The sequence below is a fragment of the Salinimicrobium tongyeongense genome, assembly GCF_026109735.1.
GTDB lineage: Bacteria > Bacteroidota > Bacteroidia > Flavobacteriales > Flavobacteriaceae > Salinimicrobium > Salinimicrobium tongyeongense.
The window spans coordinates 634,434-652,902 of sequence record NZ_CP069620.1 but is presented as its reverse complement, the minus strand read 5'-3'; the positions used below and the strand labels follow the sequence as shown (position 1 = coordinate 652,902).

The window sequence follows — 18,469 nt, the reverse complement described above, 5'->3', positions numbered from 1 at the left end:
TTAAATAGTTTTAAATTCAATTCCCGCATCTTTCATTTGCAGGGCAGTATTAGTTTTTAGCTGGTCATTGCCCTTGAATAATTTATCCAGCGCAATCACTTTTTGAGGGCTTTCTTCTAGTATGGACGTGAAAATGTCCTGGTTTACTTCTTCTAATACAAAAATAAGTTCTCCCTGGTTTATGGAGGTGAAGCCTTTTTTGTCTTGGATGCTGCTGTTTAGATCCTTCCCACTTTTAAGAAGAAGCTCATAAACCATATTTTGCGTAGTGGCTTTTTTGTTCACCGGGTCCACAAAGAGTTTCATTTGTTCTTCCAGGGCGGCCGCATCTTTGTTTTTAATTTGCTGCCATTGTTTAAAGTTACTATCGGCAAGTTTGAAAACTTTAAAACCTAGGTCGGGCAGGGAAGAAGAGCTCTCTTCTTCAAAGCCTAACTCTCCTTTTTTCTTTTCTTGTTCAGCTTTTATTTCTTCTTCAATTTTCTTGCCCGCCCGACGAATTCGTTCTTTGGCAATATCAGCTATGGTTTTAAAACCTGCTTTATAAGCTTCGCTTTTTTCATCACATTGTTCGGGGAGTTGAACCGATATAGATTTTCTATTGCCACCATCTTTTGCATTAACATTTGACACAGCGTGATTTAAAGTTCCCGAACCAGAAAAAAAATCTAGAACAATTCCATCTTTCGTTCCCATTTGAATTAAACGTTCTACTAGCTTAACTGATTTAGGTGTTTCAAATACCGCAATCCCATCGAATAAATCTTTTATTTTATTTTTTGCAGATTCCGTTGTTCCAACGTCATTAGCGAATAATATAGTTTCTGGTGTTAATCCTCTTTCTTTTGCTGTTAAATATGTTTTTACTCTTGGAACCCCATTGCCATCTTTTCCAAACCAAATCCTATTATCTTCTATTGCTTCATTCATAACATCACTGGTATATAACCAACATCTTCCACTTTGAAGTTTGTGGACTTTTCCGTTTGGTGCAATTAAATCATAAAATTGTGCCTTAGTTCCGTGTCCAGCTTGTGCAGTTGCGGGGTCAGATTTCCATAAGCCTCTGGTGTCATTATCAGGGTTTTTATAATTTGACAAGGCTTTTTTGTTCATTGGAAGTTGATTAATAGCTCGAACCCCTTCTATTTGTAATTTCGAATAGCAAAGAATATAATCATGCCTATTGGAAACAACTTTTCTATTTTCTCGGTTTGTTCTTTTCTCCCATATAAAAGAAGCAACGAAATTTTCTTCTCCAAAAATCTCATTCAATAGAAGACGGAGATTATGCACTTCGTTGTCATCTATAGAAACGAAGATCAACCCATTTTCCTTTAAAAGGTTTTTCGCCAGGAAAAGCCGCGGGAACATCATGTTAAGCCAGTTACTGTGATATTGGCCATTCTCCTTGCTGTTTTTAGCATAATTACCCTCCCGAGTCAAGTAGCCCTCCTCATCTATGTCACCAACCCGTTTTTGGTACTCTTGTCTCGTTTCTGAGAACTTATCCGGATAGATAAAGGAGTCGTTCCCGGTGTTATAAGGTGGGTCAATGTAAATCATCTTCACCTTTCCGAAATAGCTTTTTTGAAGGATTTTTAGAACCTCCAGGTTTTCCCCTTCAATGAAGATGTTTTCAGTTTGATCAAAGTTGACAGATTCGTTCTTAGCAGGAATTAAGGTTTTAGTCGTAGGGCTTTGGATAGCTTTAAAAGCGTCGCTCTTCCCGGCCCAGTTGAGCACATAACGTTCATTGCTGAAGTTGATATCTTCTCCCAGCGTTGCTTTTAATTTTTCCCAATCTATTTTTCCTTCGCTGAAGACTTCGGGTAAGATTTTTTTTAATTGTTCAAGTTTTTCTTTTTGAGGGGCTAAGCTGGTGCCGTTCATAGAATTCTGGTAAATTATTTAAGTAGGACAATTTAGGAAAAACTTTGAAAGGGTTAAATTTTTATGAAGATGTTGTTGGGCGGGAAAGACTCCAACTTATCCTTCCTTAACCCATGGGGATTTTTTCCCGATTTAAAAGCGATTGCCTCATTCCCTGTATTACTCCATCAGGATCAGCGTCAGGAAATTGCTTTAAATAGTCATCGATTTTGTTAATAGTAAAATCGGGGGAATGTCTTTGACTAAAATGGATAAACAGCCAAAAATCGAAATCTCTTCTTTCAGGGAGGGTTTCCGAATATGTTATTTTTAATAATTTCTCATGAATATATCCAATTAAAGAGAGTACTTTATAAACCTTATAATTAAAAGTTCCTCTTACAATTCCCTCTCTCATAAAATCTATAGCTAAACTAATCTCCTTCAAACCGAAACTCTCAGTCAACAATTTAGATAGCTTTTCCTGCATATTATTTTGGAATAAAAATTCCTTGTTCTTGTTGGTCCACAGTACTTCATCGCTTGGAATGTAATTGCTGATTACTCCTAAAATGTTCCTGTGAATATCTGATTCTCTAATTTTACCAAAATTGGAAATCATGTAATACCAGGCTGAGGACTTATTTCTATGATTAGAGTAAAGAGATTTAAAACCATCGTAACAGATATTAGGTTTATCTATCTGAGCGAAATTATCCAAGCTTCTTCCATAGTTTTCCATACTTTTATAATACTGAATATATTGCGTGAAATGATTTTTAAAGGAGGTGAAGAGGGAAAAATTGTTTGCCTTAGGGACTCTGATGGAATGAGTTTTTTGCTTGAGTATTAGAGGGTTTTCCTTCAAATATTTGGAAATATTTACCCAGTAAGCTTCCTGCTTAAGTTCATCATAAACAATACCTGCTACCGGATTCGTGTGGTTTGCCCAGTAAGCTAAATGGTTATGATCTGTCGGAATTTTATAACCTGATTTATCTCTGTACGATTTACCCGATTTTATTTGAGCGAAAACACAAAAGCTCGTGGCTACTTCGTTAGTTATGAATTCTATATAGCAGTCATTGCCTTGATCATTTTTTAATTCTACTTCCTGGTAAATACAATTATGCTTACGAACTAAATTTTGTATGTAGATTGTACCTTCATCTTCAATTAATTTATTTCTTCTGGTTGTCATCGGCTATAAATTCAAAAAATTTTTTCTACTGATATATTTTTGATCTTGCAATTAGAGCTATTTAATACTGTTTGGATCTAAAGGAAATCTTAGCGGTAGTTAAGCCTTGCGGCCTCTTGCAGATGTTGAATTTAAAACTATCTTTGGTCAAAAGTAATCATCATTTTATGATTAATAAGAAATAAATCAATCAATCAATATGGAAGTCGCCTTTCCTTTTGAAAATATACCAGTAAGTGAAGATTGGGTTTTTAAAAATGTTCGATCTACGGAACAATGGACCCATGGTTATCATAGGTATCCTGCAAAATTTTTACCGAATCTGGTAAAGAAAATAATAGAAGAACACACGACCCCAGGCGACATCATAGCCGATTTGTTTGCCGGCTGTGGGACAACACTTGTAGAATCGAAGGTTCACGGTTTGACATCAGTAGGCGTTGATATAAATCCTGTAGCACAATTAATAGCCAGAGTAAAGACTCACCCGATTGAGCCTCTTCTTCTAAAAAGGTCCTTTGAATTCTTACTAGACAGAATCCCTACTTTTGAGGAGCGCAACTATTATAATTCAGCCAAACATGAGCGAATAGATTACTGGTTTTTTCCTGAAGCGAAGTATAAAATAGCTTTCCTCTATGAATCAGTATTAGAATTAGACGGTACCGAAAATATACGTGATTTTTTTCTTGTTGCACTGTCGAATATTCTCAAAAATTGCTCTAAATGGTTACAGTCCAGCACAAAACCTCAGGTTGATCCTGACAAGATTCCTGTAGAAGTATTTACTGCTTTTAAACGACAGGTGAGGTCAATGTCAAAAAAAAATCAGGAATTTCTAAATGAATTGGAGCGGAGTGGTTTCTCCCAAACTAAATCCAATATTTTTCTGGAAGATGCCAGGAATACATCTATTGCATCTGGTTCTATAAGCGCGGTAATTACTTCACCGCCTTATGTTACCTCTTATGAATATGCCGATCTTCACCAGTTGACAGGCTATTGGTTTGATTATGTTTCTGACCTACTCAAATTTAGAGAAAAATTTATAGGGACTTTTTATTCCTACGGTAATGACCTAACGTGCAAATCGCACCTAGGTCAAAGAACAATTAAGAAACTTGAGCAAAAGCATTTAAGAACTGCTAAAGAAGTTGCGAATTATTTTAAGGATATGGCAGATGTTTCCGATGAGATGTATAGAATTCTGAAAGAAGGAGGAAAGGCATTTGTTGTCCTTGGAAATACGACATTTAAGGATGTCAAAATACAATCAGCAGAAATCTTTGCTGAGCTACTGGAATTGAGTGGGTTTAAAATTGAGAGAGTCATTAAAAGATCTATTCCGTTTAAACTTATTCCAACTATCAGAGATAAAAGCACTGGTAGGTTCACTACCCTTAAAAACAATAACAGTAAAAAGATATATCCTGAGGAATATATAATAATTGCAAAAAAATAACAATGGCAGTAAAATCAGGAAAAGTTCCTTTTCAGCCATACGCCCGTTTAATTAGTATTTTGGGAGACCAATTGATTAGTGATAAATGGGTAGGTGTGATTGAACTTGTAAAAAATTCCTATGATGCAGATGCAGAAAAGGTACAGTTACGATTTGAAAATTTTAGTTTAAATGCAAATCCCATTTCTGGAGTCATTGAAATAGAAGATGATGGTATAGGTATGGATCTCGACACGATTTTAAATGTCTGGATGAAACCCGCGACCCCAAATAAATTGAATAGGAAAAAATCGTCAGAAGATTCTATACGTCGAACCGATAAAGGACGTATGATGCAGGGGGATAAAGGTGTAGGAAGATTTGCTGTTTATAAATTAGGAGACTTTGTTGAAGTTTTTACCAAAAAGAAGGATAAACAAGAGATTAAATTAACTTTAGATTTTTCCTCTTATGCTGATGACAACTTTTTAGAGAGTGGTCATCGAGATAAGTTCTTAGATCAAATTTTGAATGAATGGCAAGAAAATCCTGTTCCATTAAAAATAAAAAATTCCAAAAACCAAGGCACTCTAATAAGAATATCCGCATTAAGAAATGATTGGCACAAGAAGGACCTAAAAAAATTGTCTAATGCTTTTTTTAGGATGATGCCACCCTCTTTACCTAATTTAAACATCGTCAAAGATTTTGAAGTTGATATTTTTTGGGAGAAGGAAAAATATGAGACGGAATTAATGTCCTTTGATGAAATGTCCGAAATGGCACCTTTCTATTTCGAGGGTAGTATAAATTCTCAGGGGGTATTAGAAGCAACTTATAAGCATAACACCAAAAGCAAAAACATTAAATTCGACTTATTCAGCAGTAATGACGATCAGATAAAGTATGACATAAAAAAGCTCAAGCTCTTCAAGGAAACGTTTTTTAATAAAGAGGGGCAAATATTGAAAAGGTCCAATATCGGTGATTTTATGTTTTTCTTTTATGGTTTTGATTTACAAAATCCGTCAGAGGGTTTAAAAAAGTCGGAAAAGGATTTTCTGAAAGAAACTTCTGTTTATTTATACCGGGATAATATAAGAGTTTACCCTTATGGTGAAATAGGGGATGATTGGTTACAGTTAAGTAAATATCGGGCAGAAGATAGAGCTGGAAATTATTTCAGTTATAATGATTTAATAGGATTTGTCTTTATCAGTCAAGATGAAAATCCCATTCTACGAGATTCGGCTGATCGGGAGGGCCTAATGAATATTAACGGCTCTAAAGATGAATTTGTAGCTCTACTACAAGCTTCCTTAAAAGTAATGAAAGATGAAGTTGAAATCGATAAGGTAAAAAAGAAGTTAGAGAAGGAGACAACGAGAAAGTTAATTGATGAAAAGTATGATGACGCCTATAAAAATTTACAGAACTACATAACAAAAATAGACGATAAGAAACTTCTGGACAGATCACAAAAATTTTTTGAGATTACAAATTTATATGTAACGAAAGTAAGAGAAGAGATAGAATTAACGCAAGACTTAGCTGGGACAGGTATGGTGGTTGAAAAGGCGACTCATGACACGATGGCTTTATTAAAACGGTTACAAGAAAATACTTCCGACTTTATACGACGATTTGATAAAAAAGAAATTGAAGTAGAAGAATTGAAGAGTTTTTTTATAGAACTAAAGGAGAACATAGAATTTTTATATCAAGAGCTACAGGTATTGCAACCCTTATTTAGAAGAGCAAGAAAGGTTACGAAAAATGTAAGTGTAAGAAATACTATTCAAAGAATATCAAAATATTTTGGAAGAGAATTAAAAAATAATGTTGATTTTTCTATTCTCACAGGGGAGGAGGATTTTCTAGTTAAAACCAATACAGGTTTAATCCTTCAGGTAATGCTCAATTTAATGGATAATTCTCTTTACTGGTTAGATCAGCAGAATGATAATAGGAAAATCCATATCTCTATAGATGAGGAGTCTAGAACCATTATTTTTGCTGATTCAGGTATTGGAATAGAACCTGAAAATAAGGACATTATTTTTAAAGAATTTTTTTCTACTAAATCTGATGGTAGAGGGTTAGGTTTATACATTATTAAGGAGCTTTTGGACAGGATAGATGCAGATATAAAACTCATTGTTAACCAAGAAGAAAAAGTTTTAAATGGTGCTAACTTTTTATTATCCTTTAAAAAAGAATAAATGACAGGAGTAGTTCTGTATGCTGATGATCATATTTTTGTTGCTGATCGTGCTGAGAGTGCATTATATGAAGAATTAAGGAAGGACACACCAGTCCTTGGAATTGAAAGGATAGATTTTATTGAACAGTCTACGAAAGCAATAGGGTCCTTTCGGGCTATAATTTTGGATTGGCAGTTTTCCAGTGATGATGAATTTGAAGATGTAGGTGAAGAGTTAGGAATTAAGTCGCCAATTTCTCAGGGTTCTATTAAGGAAAACGAAACCTTTACCTTTCTTATTAATAATGACTTTTATTCTCTGATCTATATATTTTCTCAAAAGGATGTTGAAGGAAGTGAAACGGGCAGGAAATTAAAAGAACGTTTTGGAAATAGGATAAGATTCAAAATAAAAGATGAAGATTTTTCTCGACAGAACATTTCCAATGTAAAAACTGCTATTTTGGCAGATATAACAGAATGGGAAGAGAAAAATCGAAATCTTTCAGCTCCTATTAGGTGGAGTGAGGCTATCAATTTGTCAATTCAGAAAGTATTTAAAGAATTATCCGAGGCAACAGATAATTGGCTGAAACATATATACGCTTCAGCTGATGCGGATGGAGTAGATCCTGAATTATTTGTGATTGAATTAATGCAGTTGTTATTATCGGAAAATCTGGTTCAAGATGAAAATTTGATTGAAGCTATTTGTGTGGAAGGCAAATCACCAGAAGATTTGGATTCTTTAAAAGATTTGGGGAGTTATCAAAAGTCTATCTCAAAGTTGTTCAGTATTCTAACATATTCAAAATTAAAAGAAGCTGCACCTATTATGACAGGAGATATTTGCGTACTTGATGAACATAGCTTAGGGATAATTGTAACACCGGAATGCGACATTAAATACGTTCAAAGTAATGAAGCTTATGAATTTGAATTACTTACCTTCAGAAAAGATTCTTTTCCTCCAATACTATTGAAAAATAGCAGTTATAAAAAGGGGCAAGATGATTTCGATTCCTTTAAAGATAATCGAAAAGATGGGATTCGTAAATTATTTAATCAGGAAATTCCTCGACTTCATTTCCTGTCTTCGTTACCTCTAAATGAAGATTTTAATCTTACTGTTGTTTTAGATTTTCGTTTAGCGTCTAAACGAGTTAAAAGTTCTGAGGTAAAGAAAATGGAGCGACCGTTAAAAATAAATTCTCCGTTTATTCAGCAAATTAGACAAAGGTATATAGCATATATAGGTAGGGTAGGAGTACCTGCGTTATCAAATCATTCACGGGATTGGAACTTAAGATAAAGGGACTATCTCAAAAAATGTGTAAGTAGAAAATATGGGGGTTTGCGAACGCCCATATTTTTTTAACCTTGCCTGCAAATTCCAGGCACTAATATTTACACAGTAATGAAAAAAGAAGATCTATTCGATGATGAGTTTTTAAAACAGTTTAAATCAGGAGAAGAACTTAGTAGTTTTCTCAAGCAACTTCAAAAACGTGGATTGGAGAAAATGCTTGAAGGTGAACTGGATGGCCATTTGGATTATGATAAGCACCAGAAGTCTGGATCTGGAAATACCAGGAATGGCTATACTAAAAAGAAGGTTCGGAGTTCTTTTGGTGAAGACACTGTAAAGGTTCCCCGGGACCGGGATGGATCCTTTAATCCTATGATCGTTCCCAAGCGGCAGAACATGATTGATGGCATCGAAAATGTCATTGTATCGCTGTATGCCAAGGGAATGAGCAATAGTGATATTGAAGAACAAATCTCTGAGGTGTATGGCTTTGATGTCTCTACTTCTACTATCTCCCGAATTACAGACCGAATCAGCAATGATATCGTTGCCTGGCAAAATCGTCCTTTAGAGCCCGTTTATTTGATTGTCTGGATGGACGGAATCGTCTTTAAAGTACGAGAGAACTCCAAAGTAGTCAACAAGACGATTTATATAGCTGTAGGTCTCAAAAGAGATGGTAAAAAGGAAGTTCTTGGTCTTTGGCTTGGAAAGAATGAATCTGCAGCCTTCTGGATGAGCGTATTGACAGATATGAAAGCTCGGGGAGTTGAGGACATTTTAATCACTGCTACCGATAACCTCAATGGATTTACCGATACCATCAAAAATGTTTTTCCACAGTCTAAAACCCAAATTTGTGTAGTGCACCAGATCAGAAATGCCTGTAGATATGTAGTTTGGAAAGATAAAAAAGCCTTTACCAAAGACATGAAGCTCATTTATGATGCACCTACTAAACAAGCCGCAGAAGCTGCTCTAGAGGATTTTGCTAACAAATGGAACTCCAAATATTCTTATGCAATAAAAAGCTGGAGAGACAACTGGGAAGACCTTACCGTCTTTTATGAATTCCCGCTGGAGATCAGACGAATTATTTATACCACCAATCTTATTGAGAATCTGAACGGGAAGATCAGAAAGTACACTAAAAACAAATTATCCTTCCCAACCGATGATGCTGTAATGAAATCTGTATATTTGGCTCTGAGGGAAGCAACCAAAAAATGGTCAGTGCCTATTAGAAACTGGGGAATCGTCCTCAATCAGTTCTTGACTATATACGAAGAAAGGGTTCAACTTTAGATAAAAAGTCAAACCCCTTTATTTAAACTTACACACTTTACGGGATAGTGTCAAGATAAAGTTGCTAAGGGCATACCCCTCTTACAAATTTCTCCACAAGTTCCTTGATTTGTTAATAATCTGATCCCAATCTCGATTGTTTTTTAAATTGCTGGGGCGGTTGTCCAGATATTTGACAACCTCACTGTTGAGGGATTAGTAAACGTTATAGATGTAGGCGCCGATCAAGAAATTAAGTCGATCTTTATTCAAGTGTTCTTCCTCGGATAATATATAATCAAACCAATATCCTCTGATTGTTTCAGTATCGCTCAACTTCATCAGGATGGAATCTGTATCTTTAATTTTTAGAAGGTTTTCTTCAATGAACTTCTCTATAAGCTCCTTTTTGCTGCGGAGTTTGACGTCCCCGGCAACAGGTCCAGATTTTTGCCTTTTAGGCTCTATTTAAATTTTTTGTGGAGATAGAATATGATTTTGCGTGCAACGAAGTGACTGGAAAGCAGAGTTTCATAGAAGGTGATCTGCTGGAGAGATATTCTAGAGAATGTTTTCCTGGAGGAAATTAAATAATATCTTATTTACCCTTTTCTATCCTTTTGAAGAATTCAGATAGGGAAAGATTACGCGCTTCGCATATTTTTTCAAGTGTTCTGATTGAAATTTTGTATTCCCCCGTTAAAATCCGGCGGACAGTTTTTTCATCAATATTATGACTAAGGGCAAAGTCCCTGTTTGAGCTGGCACAAGAAATCCATTGAGAAATTTGTCGGTTTATTTTTGAATAGATATCCTGCATTCAAACAAATCAAAAGATTTAACAGAAAAAAAGCGCGGACGTTTGTCCGCAATAAAAATTTTATTTTTATATTGGTCCCAGAATAATAATTTTGCGAATCTTCTTTAAATAGTATAGAAGCATTTCGCTTTGAATCTCGAACAGAAAACTGGTAATTTTTAGCAACGAGATGATAAGCAAGATGCTCACGACCCGGGCGTGGGCTCTCTTATTCGTTGCACGGTATACCAGTACCTCTGTTCGTTAAGTTGAGTATCCACGCCTTTTTGTTTCCCCTCATTGGGGTGGCCCCTCGATACTCTTCTTTCAAAGCCATAGCTTCTTCTTTAGAGGTTTCTCAATACATAAGAACTTTTTGTTTTGCTCTGTTTCTATTAGCCTCTACTTCATATTGAAGAGCAAAGCGTTGTAGGGTGTCTAGTTTAGCCATTAGTACCCGTGGGATAACCATTACACAAATCCTATAATTTGTAATGGTGATGGGTGGGTGGGTGACATTTTGCCCTCAATTGAGGGATGAGCTTTTTGAAAATTTAAACATATGCCAATGAAACAGTAGTGAAAACATCATGCAAATGTGCCAGCCCCCCGGCAGGTTTGCATTACCTACACCTGTTCCAGGAATGGGTTAAAATAAAATAGGCCTCCCAGTCACTTTTGCCGAGGGAGCTGGAAGGCCTGCATTAAATAAAACGAAGTTTCATTTAACCATTACAAAATTATGAAAAATAATTACAGCCGGTTAGTAGTAATCGCGCTTATCACCATTATCGTCTTCCTGTATGCCTTGACAATTAAAGGATATGCTGCGGGACTCCCTGCTGCTTTGCAGGAAACGGTCACCGGAGTGGTGACAGACGAAGAAGGAATGCCCTTGCCGGGAGTCACAGTGACCGTAAAAGGCAGCAACAGGGGTACAGCCACAAACATAGACGGGGAATATAAAATAGCAGTAAATCCACAGGGAGTACTGGTATTTTCATTTATGGGTTTTAAAGCCATTCAAGTACCGGTGGAGGGTCAGCGAGAAATCAACGTGCGGCTGGTAGAAGATATCACTGCTCTTGATGAAGTGCAGATCAACGCCGGTTACTACAATACCACCAGGAGAGAAAGCACGGGAAACATCTCCCGTGTCACCGCAGAGGAGATCGAAATGCAGCCTGTGGTAAGTCCGTTGCAGGCTTTGCAGGGGAGAATGGCAGGGGTGGAGGTGGTAACACAAAGTGGTGTGCCGGGGAATGCACCGACCATCAGAATTAGAGGACAGAACAGTTTACGTAATTCATTTGATGATAATGGTAACCTGCCTTTATACATAATTGATGGTGTACCGATAAATTCCAGTGCAATTGAAGGAGGCAGCAGCATGATCAGTTCTGGAATAGATCCCCTAAGCACACTAAACCTGTGGAATATAAAAAGTATAGAAGTTTTAAAGGATGCTGATGCGACGGCAATTTATGGCTCCCGCGGGGCCAACGGTGTAATTCTTATCACCACAAAAGATGGAACATTTTCCCAGGAAGAGATCCAGATTGAAGCACAAGTTTATAGTGGTATAAGTAAAGTTTCCAATAAGATGGAGCTGCTCAATACAAAACAGTACTTAGAAATAAGAAGAGCGGCTTTTGAAAATGATGGTGTAGAACCATTAGCAACCAATGCAGAAGATCTTGTTTTATGGGACCAGGAACGATTTACGAACTGGCAGGACAGGTTCTTTGGTGGAACTTCAAATATTACGGACCTCAATTTAGCAGCTTCTGGAGGGACAGCATCTACTTTTTTTAGAATAGGAGGTTCCTACCATTTAGAAGGTAGTGTTTTTCCTGGTGATTGGAGTTACCAGAAAGCCACGGGTTCATTGAGCTTTAGACATAAAGGCTTTAACGACAGGTTTGCAATAAATTTTTCTTCAAACTATGGGATTGATAATAACAACTTGTTTCACGGCCATAATTTTGTTCAAGACGCTCTATTTCTGCCACCAAATGCTCCGGCAATCTATAATGAGGATGGAAGCCTCAACTGGGAAGATAATACCTGGGACAATCCCTTTGCCTTATTGGCCAATGAGAGTACAGCAAAGGTTAGAAATCTTATTACAAACCTGGGTATCTCATACAGGATAGGAGGAGGGCTTGTACTAAAGGCAAGTGCTGGTTATACTAGCTTATTGAGCAACCAGCTGAGAAAAGTTACCAAAAATTCATTCAATCCAGATATCCGACAGTTCCAGGATCATTCTTCAAGCCATTATACTACCGAAAGACAGTCTCTTATTGTAGAGCCCCAAATGGTTTACAATACAAAATTAGGGAGTGGTAACCTTGAAGGACTTTTAGGCGTAACATTCCAACAGAGCGAAAGTAGGAACAATGCTATGGTAGGAACAGGATTTCCTTCTGAATCATTAATAGGGAACCTTGGAGCAGCTGAAGAGGTTAGTGTTTTAAATAGTAAGAATATCGAATATAGATACACCGCGATTTTCGCAAGATTGGGATATGATTGGAAAGAAAAATATTTTATTAATCTAACGGGGAGAAGGGACGGTTCGTCTCGTTTTGGACCAGATAGAAGATTTGCTAATTTTGGAGCTATAGGTGGTGCCTGGATATTTACAGAAGAATCTTTACTCAATAATGATCGTGATTTTTTAAGCTTTGGAAAGATTAGAGGAAGTTATGGAAAAACTGGGAGCGATCAGATCCCCGACTATGGATATCTAGATGCTTATGAAGCTACACCAGGACCTGGAGGATTATATCCAACTCAACTTACAAATCCTGATTATTCCTGGGAGGAAAATAAGAAACTGGAGGCAGCAATTGAACTGGGATTTTTTCAGGACAGGCTGAACCTGGGAGTAAGCTGGTACCGTAATAGATCCTCTAATCAGCTAGTCGGTTATCCACTTCCATCTACAACAGGTTTTTCATCTATCCAAGCGAACCTGGGTGCCACAGTTCAAAATACCGGTTGGGAGTTTGAGCTTTCAACCCTTAATCTTCAAACCACGAACTTTACATGGCAGACTTTTTTCAACCTAACATTTCCTGAAAATAAGTTGATCAAATTTCCCGGAATAGAGGAAACATCTTATGCAAACATTTACAGGGTTGGGTATCCTCTTAATATTTCCCTGCTTTACAGATACAACGGCATTGACCCCGAATCAGGTTTATATTCTATAGAAGATGTAAATAAAGATGGAAGGTTAGACTATGAAGATCGTGTTGTGATAAAAAACCTGGGCCGGAAATTCTACGGAGGCCTGGCTAATAATCTCACCTTCAAAAATTTTTCTCTCAATTTTCTATGGGAGTTTGTAAAGCAGGAGGCACCTGAGCCATATTTTCCCAATCCAGGTTCCTTGGGAAATCAACCTGTTGACGTTTATGGCGTAAGCATGGGGACGGGTAACACTGCTGAGATTCAAAAATTCTCACAGTCGTTTGAAGCTTTTCTCGCTCATTCTGATGCCTTGGATACCAACCATTTTTACGTAGACGCATCATTTTTAAGGCTCAAGAACCTATCTGTTCAATACAACCTTCCTAAGAAATTTAGAAATCAAGTTGGGCTCAATGCTGCAACGTTTTTTATTAATGGCCATAACCTTTTTACTGTAACTGATTATAAGGGATTGGATCCATCATCTCCTGGGGCAGTGGCGATTCCCTCCCTTCGAACTATTACAGGAGGCTTACAACTGAACTTTTAAAACTATAAAGATGAAAAAACACCAACATATAAATTATTTCATGATCATTTCGCTTTGCTTTTTACTTGGAGCCTGTGAGGATTATGTTGAAGTAGGAGTACCGGATGACAGGATTGTAAAGGAAACTGTTTTTGAAAATGATGAAACTGCAATTCGTGCGTTGAGAGGGATTTATAATGAATTGTTCAACGCTTCTTTCTCAGGAGGTTGGCGCTCTTCAGTTACTATACTGGCCGGACTGTCGGCAGACCTTTTGCAGCCAATTAATTCTGAGAGTACTACTTACGGTGAAATTCAGAAGAATGAAATCTCACCGAACCATCCATCTAACTATGAACTATGGTCCAGCGCTTATAATATTATTTATATGACCAATTCTGTCTTGGAAGGGTTGGGCATATCAGAAAATGTAAGTGGGGATTTAAAAATGCGTCTTGAAGGAGAAGCACGCTTCGTTCGTGCCTTCACCTACTTTTATTTGATAAATATCTATGGTGAAGTTCCACTTATTTTAGATACGGATTACCGCAAGAACTCTCTAGTCTCGAGAAATGGAGTTGATGAGCTTTATGCTCAGGTGGTGAACGATTTAGACAGGGCAATTGAACTTCTGGATTCTGGTTACGAAAACTCAGATAGGACAAACGTGAATATTTTCGTGGCCGTTGCACTTCGTGCAAGAGTAGCTCTTTATCAGGAGAACTGGGATTTAGCAGAAATCTTGAGCAGTGAGATAATTGAAGAAACCGCTGCCTACGAAATCCTCCAGGATTTGGATCAGGTATTTTTAGCGAACAGCAAAGAAGCAATTTGGCAGTTATCACCAATAGGCAGGGGGAACATACTAACTTCAACTGGTGAAGGCCAGGTTTTCATTGGTACATCACGGTCACCTTTACAATTAGCTACAGGATTTGTCGAAGACTTTGAACCTGAAGATAAGCGACTGTTAAACTGGATTGGCCACTATAACAGTAGTAACCGGAATTTCTATTTCCCTTTTAAATATAAGGACAGGTCCAGTCTAAACGATATTACTGAATACTCTATGGTGCTTCGGCTGGCAGAGCAATATTTAATTAGAGCAGAAGCTAGGGCAAGAAAGGGAAATCTTAATGAGGCTATTTCTGATATTAATAATATTAGGACCCGCGTTGGTATAGAACCAATACAAGTAAGCCAACAGGTAATTAATAAAGAAGAAATTTTCGAACTGATTATGGAAGAAAGAAAGAAAGAATTATTTGCCGAATGGGGGCACCGTTGGTTCGATCTAAAACGAACCGGAAGAACCGATGAAATTTTGGCGGAGAAAACTTCCTTTTGGGAACCCACCGATGTCTTTTATCCTATACCAGAACAAGAACGAATGAAGAACCCAAATTTAGACCAAAATGAAGGTTATTAAATCCCTTAAGATCATGAAAATTAAAACTCATTTCTTTTTTCTATTACTGTTGATTGGTTATGGGGCTAAAGGTCAAGACAACAATATCATTCAGGAGAAAATAAAGCGATTGGACACGGCGGTACGATACGGTAAATTAGACAATGGGTTCACCTACTATCTTCGTCGACACCACATTCCCAAAAAAACTGTTGAATTTCATTTGGTGGTAAAGGGTGGATTTTTTCATGAAAATGATGACCAGCTGGAATATTCCCATCTCATAGAACATATGGGTACAATCAGAACAAGAAATTTTCAAAATTTAGATGAACATCTCTGGGAGATGGGAGGATATAATCATGCGGGCACCCGCAATAGTCACACATTTTATTGGGCTAGGTTACCATCTGGGGATAAAGAAATCGAAACAGGTTTAAGAGTATTACGAGATTGGGCACAGAATCTGGAGTTCCCCCAGACGGTGGTTGATGCTGAGCGTGGTGCCGTACTGGGGGAAATGCGTACAGCTGATGTTTATGGTGCGTGGTTGAATAATACCATCGAGGAAAAGGTGTTAAAGAACACAGGTCAAGCCTTATATGATCAGCAAAAACATAAAAAAAATGTTGAACTGTTCAATCGGAAAGCTTTCATAGAATTTTATGAGGATTGGTATAGGCCTGATCTGGAAGCTGCAATTATAGTAGGTGATATTAATATTGACAGCATGGAAAAAGAAGTAAAGCGATTATTCTCAGACTTGAAAATGCCTAAGAAACCTAAAAATGGGGAGAAATTATTAGATGCTCAACGAGTTGAACTAAGTGGAGAAAATACTTTTGAATTAATCCACGATACTGTCAACTCTAATTTTCGGATGCAAATTATTTCTAAGCACTTAAACTCGAATAGCTTCGGCCTTAAAACCAGGAAGGATTTTGAAATATGGATAATGCAACAGCTATATAAAGAAATTGTTGAGAGTAGGAGTACGCTGTTAGAACAACAATTCAACCCACCTTTTTCGGAATTTAGACTTAGTTTTGGTTTGGGAGGTTTTGGAAGAAATAAGGAAATAAATGGAACACGAATGACAGTGGAATTCGGAACTGAGAATCAGCAACAAATTAAAAAGAAATTCGTCGAGGCAGTAGTTGCATGGAAACAAATTCACACTCACATTAGTATTTCTGAACTTCAAAAAGCCAAGGAACAGGTCCAAAACAGGATTGTTGGCCAAGCAGTTTCCTCACACGACCTGGCTGAAGCATACCGTCGCCACTTTGTAAAAGGAGAAGCAGTTCTAGCCCCGGAGGTGAAGGAGAATCTGATTAAAGATGTCCTAGACGAAATAGATCTTCAAGAAATCCAGAATGTCATACTTGATTACGGAGATCTCAATAAGAATACTGATTTTCTAATTTTCAGTGGTGAAAGGCAAAGTGTTCCAAAATTTAAGGTTTTCCGACAGTGGTTAAAGGAAACAAAAACTATGGAAGTGAAGGCTATAGAACCTTTAGAAGGTCTTGAATCTTTGGAAGATGTAATTCAGTTTCCATTAAAGGAGAATAAGCCGATTAAAAGTATTTCAAATAATCTTATAGGTTTATCAACGGTGGAGCTCCAGAACGGAATACGAGTTTTATTAAAGTCTTCCAATCCAGCTTCTCAACGCCAGAAAGGTCTTGTGACCATAGATGCTTTTCGCCCTAATGAAATTCCAACCTCCAATAGAAAAGAATATTTGGCTGCCAGTATTGTTCCGAAATACATGGGATATGCAGGTGCCGGGCCTTTCACAAAATTTGAAATTGATAGATTCTTTCAAGAAAAGGAAATGAGGCTAATGTTCTTTTCTGATGCCAATTACCAGCGGATTCATGGTAGAAGTAAAGTTGCGGATATTGATGAACTTCTAAACCTTCTGTTTCTTTACGTTGATCAGCCTAGAAAAAGCCTGGAAGGCTTTACCGCTTTAAAAGTTGATCATGACCAGCACCTGAAAAGTTATGTACCCAATAGTCGTTTTGATTTTTTTCTAAAGGATAACATAGAATCTGTGTGGTATCCAAAGGTTCCTGTGCTAGGAACTTCTGATTTAGAAAACATAAAATTAGATGATGTTTTTGCAGCCTATATAAGATGGTTTTCAGACTTATCGGGTTACACCTTTATTATCACGGGGGATTTCAACACTGAAGAAATATTACCGCTACTAAGTGAGAAATTATCTCTCTTTCCGGTAGGTAGTAAAAAAGCAGTTAATAGTGATACTCATAAATTTCCTTTAAAAAGAATAAACAAAACGATTAAGTCAAAGAATATTGATCAGGCCTTTGTACGACTTTATTTCCCGACTCCTGCTGGTAGGGATGTAAAGACTCAAATCGAACTTCGACTCCTTACAAAAGCTCTATATGAAAGAGTTTGGAATCGCTTACGACAGGGCAGTTATTCGCCGATAACTGGTGGAGACTGGATGGATATTAAGAATGGTGTTTTTTCCTTCAGTATGAAGTTCGATAGCGAATTGGGTAATGAGGAAAACATGATCCAAAATGCCATTGAAGAATTTCGAAAACTGCGTGAATTTGGGGTGGACCAGTCATGGTTAGACGCTGCCATCTCTGATGAAGCTGCCGCTTTTGGCAACGGACTAAGTAAGTTTGGAATTTTTAATTTTTGGCGGGATTATCTAAAGGAAAAATTGGTGAGCCACGAAGATCTAGAACAGGAAGTCCTTCAATACACCACCATAATGAAGCACTTTATAACTTTAGAGGATATAAATACTGCCGCCAAGAAATATTTAAGTGAAGAAAATTTGCAACAATTTATTTTTATTCCGGAATCTTATGATGAGGCAAAAGGTGAGATAGATTAAAACAATAAGATCCTACATACTTTTGGTGAGGTAAAATTATATTTTTCATTTGGTGTTAGTGTGCTCCTTATTTAGATCATAATAGTCAAATTTCAAAAAGACTATACACGGGGTGTAATATTCAGTGTTTTATTCTTGAGAAATCTGATTCGGAATTAAATCCGAATCTGATGAGGTAAAATTTGTTCAATCTGTAATACCTACCGATATTCAGAAATTGGCGAAAAAACACTTTCTAGATTCCAAAAGGTTTGAACTTGTAATGGGGAGGAATTGTGGAGTATACAAATTTTAAAGAACATCGAGGTTATTTAACCTCGATGTTCTAATTTCAC

At 37.0% G+C, this 18,469-nt stretch carries 11 protein-coding genes; 7 read left to right on the top strand and 4 right to left on the bottom strand.

Annotated elements, in window-relative coordinates:
* Together JRG66_RS02880 and JRG66_RS02875 are read right to left on the bottom strand one after the other, a co-directional pair.
* Positions 1-1,893 (bottom strand): site-specific DNA-methyltransferase, encoded by a 1,893-nt coding sequence (locus JRG66_RS02880; protein ID WP_265164232.1) that lies wholly within the window; start codon positions 1,891-1,893, stop codon positions 1-3.
* A gap of 106 nt (positions 1,894-1,999) precedes the next feature.
* On the bottom strand, positions 2,000-3,073 hold the full coding sequence (locus JRG66_RS02875; RefSeq protein ID WP_265164231.1) for a DUF4365 domain-containing protein: 1,074 nt from the start codon (positions 3,071-3,073) through the stop codon (positions 2,000-2,002).
* A gap of 199 nt (positions 3,074-3,272) precedes the next feature.
* Here JRG66_RS02875 and JRG66_RS02870 point away from each other — a divergent pair, with 199 nt between their 5' ends.
* From JRG66_RS02870 to JRG66_RS02855, 4 genes are all read left to right on the top strand, one after another.
* Positions 3,273-4,535, top strand: a complete 1,263-nt coding sequence (locus tag JRG66_RS02870; RefSeq protein WP_265164230.1) for a DNA methyltransferase — start codon at positions 3,273-3,275, stop codon at positions 4,533-4,535.
* Positions 4,536-4,537: 2 nt separating this feature from the next.
* Positions 4,538-6,736 carry an ATP-binding protein gene (locus JRG66_RS02865; RefSeq protein ID WP_265164229.1) on the top strand — a complete coding sequence of 733 codons (2,199 nt, stop codon included), beginning with the start codon at positions 4,538-4,540 and terminating at the stop codon, positions 6,734-6,736.
* A complete protein-coding gene (locus JRG66_RS02860) occupies positions 6,737-8,029 on the top strand; it encodes a hypothetical protein (RefSeq protein WP_265164228.1) in 1,293 nt (430 codons plus the stop codon). It abuts the gene before it with no gap.
* A 105-nt stretch (positions 8,030-8,134) separates the two neighbouring features.
* Positions 8,135-9,331, top strand: coding sequence for an IS256 family transposase (locus tag JRG66_RS02855; RefSeq protein ID WP_265163636.1), 1,197 nt, complete (start codon positions 8,135-8,137; stop codon positions 9,329-9,331).
* A gap of 195 nt (positions 9,332-9,526) precedes the next feature.
* Here JRG66_RS02855 and JRG66_RS15630 read toward each other — a convergent pair whose 3' ends face one another.
* Together JRG66_RS15630 and JRG66_RS02850 are read right to left on the bottom strand one after the other, a co-directional pair.
* Complete coding sequence (locus JRG66_RS15630; protein WP_371875341.1) at positions 9,527-9,778, bottom strand: type I restriction endonuclease subunit R, EcoR124 family; 252 nt, start codon at positions 9,776-9,778, stop codon at positions 9,527-9,529.
* Positions 9,779-9,908: 130 nt separating this feature from the next.
* Entirely contained in the window at positions 9,909-10,130 is a 222-nt protein-coding gene (locus tag JRG66_RS02850) for a helix-turn-helix domain-containing protein (protein ID WP_265164227.1), read from the bottom strand.
* 721 nt (positions 10,131-10,851) lie between these two features.
* Between JRG66_RS02850 and JRG66_RS02845 the strand changes: the two genes are divergently transcribed.
* Genes JRG66_RS02845 through JRG66_RS02835 form a run of 3 tightly spaced genes read left to right on the top strand, consistent with a single transcriptional unit; the run spans position 10,852 to position 18,134 of the window.
* On the top strand, positions 10,852-13,860 hold the full coding sequence (locus JRG66_RS02845; protein WP_265164226.1) for a SusC/RagA family TonB-linked outer membrane protein: 3,009 nt from the start codon (positions 10,852-10,854) through the stop codon (positions 13,858-13,860).
* 10 nt (positions 13,861-13,870) lie between these two features.
* Positions 13,871-15,268 carry a RagB/SusD family nutrient uptake outer membrane protein gene (locus JRG66_RS02840; protein ID WP_265164224.1) on the top strand — a complete coding sequence of 466 codons (1,398 nt, stop codon included), beginning with the start codon at positions 13,871-13,873 and terminating at the stop codon, positions 15,266-15,268.
* Positions 15,255-18,134 (top strand): M16 family metallopeptidase, encoded by a 2,880-nt coding sequence (locus tag JRG66_RS02835; RefSeq protein ID WP_265164223.1) that lies wholly within the window; start codon positions 15,255-15,257, stop codon positions 18,132-18,134. The genes JRG66_RS02840 and JRG66_RS02835 overlap by 14 nt, the downstream gene beginning before the upstream one ends.
* Positions 18,135-18,469 lie beyond the last annotated feature (335 nt).

Excerpts from the sequence above, each read along its gene's own strand:
- JRG66_RS02880 (WP_265164232.1), bottom strand. The coding sequence starts at position 1,893 with ATGAACGGCACCAGCTTAGCCCCTCAAAAAGAAAAACTTGAACAATTA.
- JRG66_RS02875 (WP_265164231.1), bottom strand. The coding sequence starts at position 3,073 with ATGACAACCAGAAGAAATAAATTAATTGAAGATGAAGGTACAATCTAC.
- JRG66_RS02870 (WP_265164230.1), top strand. The coding sequence starts at position 3,273 with ATGGAAGTCGCCTTTCCTTTTGAAAATATACCAGTAAGTGAAGATTGG.
- JRG66_RS02865 (WP_265164229.1), top strand. The coding sequence starts at position 4,538 with ATGGCAGTAAAATCAGGAAAAGTTCCTTTTCAGCCATACGCCCGTTTA.
- JRG66_RS02860 (WP_265164228.1), top strand. The coding sequence starts at position 6,737 with ATGACAGGAGTAGTTCTGTATGCTGATGATCATATTTTTGTTGCTGAT.
- JRG66_RS02855 (WP_265163636.1), top strand. The coding sequence starts at position 8,135 with ATGAAAAAAGAAGATCTATTCGATGATGAGTTTTTAAAACAGTTTAAA.
- JRG66_RS02850 (WP_265164227.1), bottom strand. The coding sequence starts at position 10,130 with ATGCAGGATATCTATTCAAAAATAAACCGACAAATTTCTCAATGGATT.
- JRG66_RS02845 (WP_265164226.1), top strand. The coding sequence starts at position 10,852 with ATGAAAAATAATTACAGCCGGTTAGTAGTAATCGCGCTTATCACCATT.
- JRG66_RS02840 (WP_265164224.1), top strand. The coding sequence starts at position 13,871 with ATGAAAAAACACCAACATATAAATTATTTCATGATCATTTCGCTTTGC.
- JRG66_RS02835 (WP_265164223.1), top strand. The coding sequence starts at position 15,255 with ATGAAGGTTATTAAATCCCTTAAGATCATGAAAATTAAAACTCATTTC.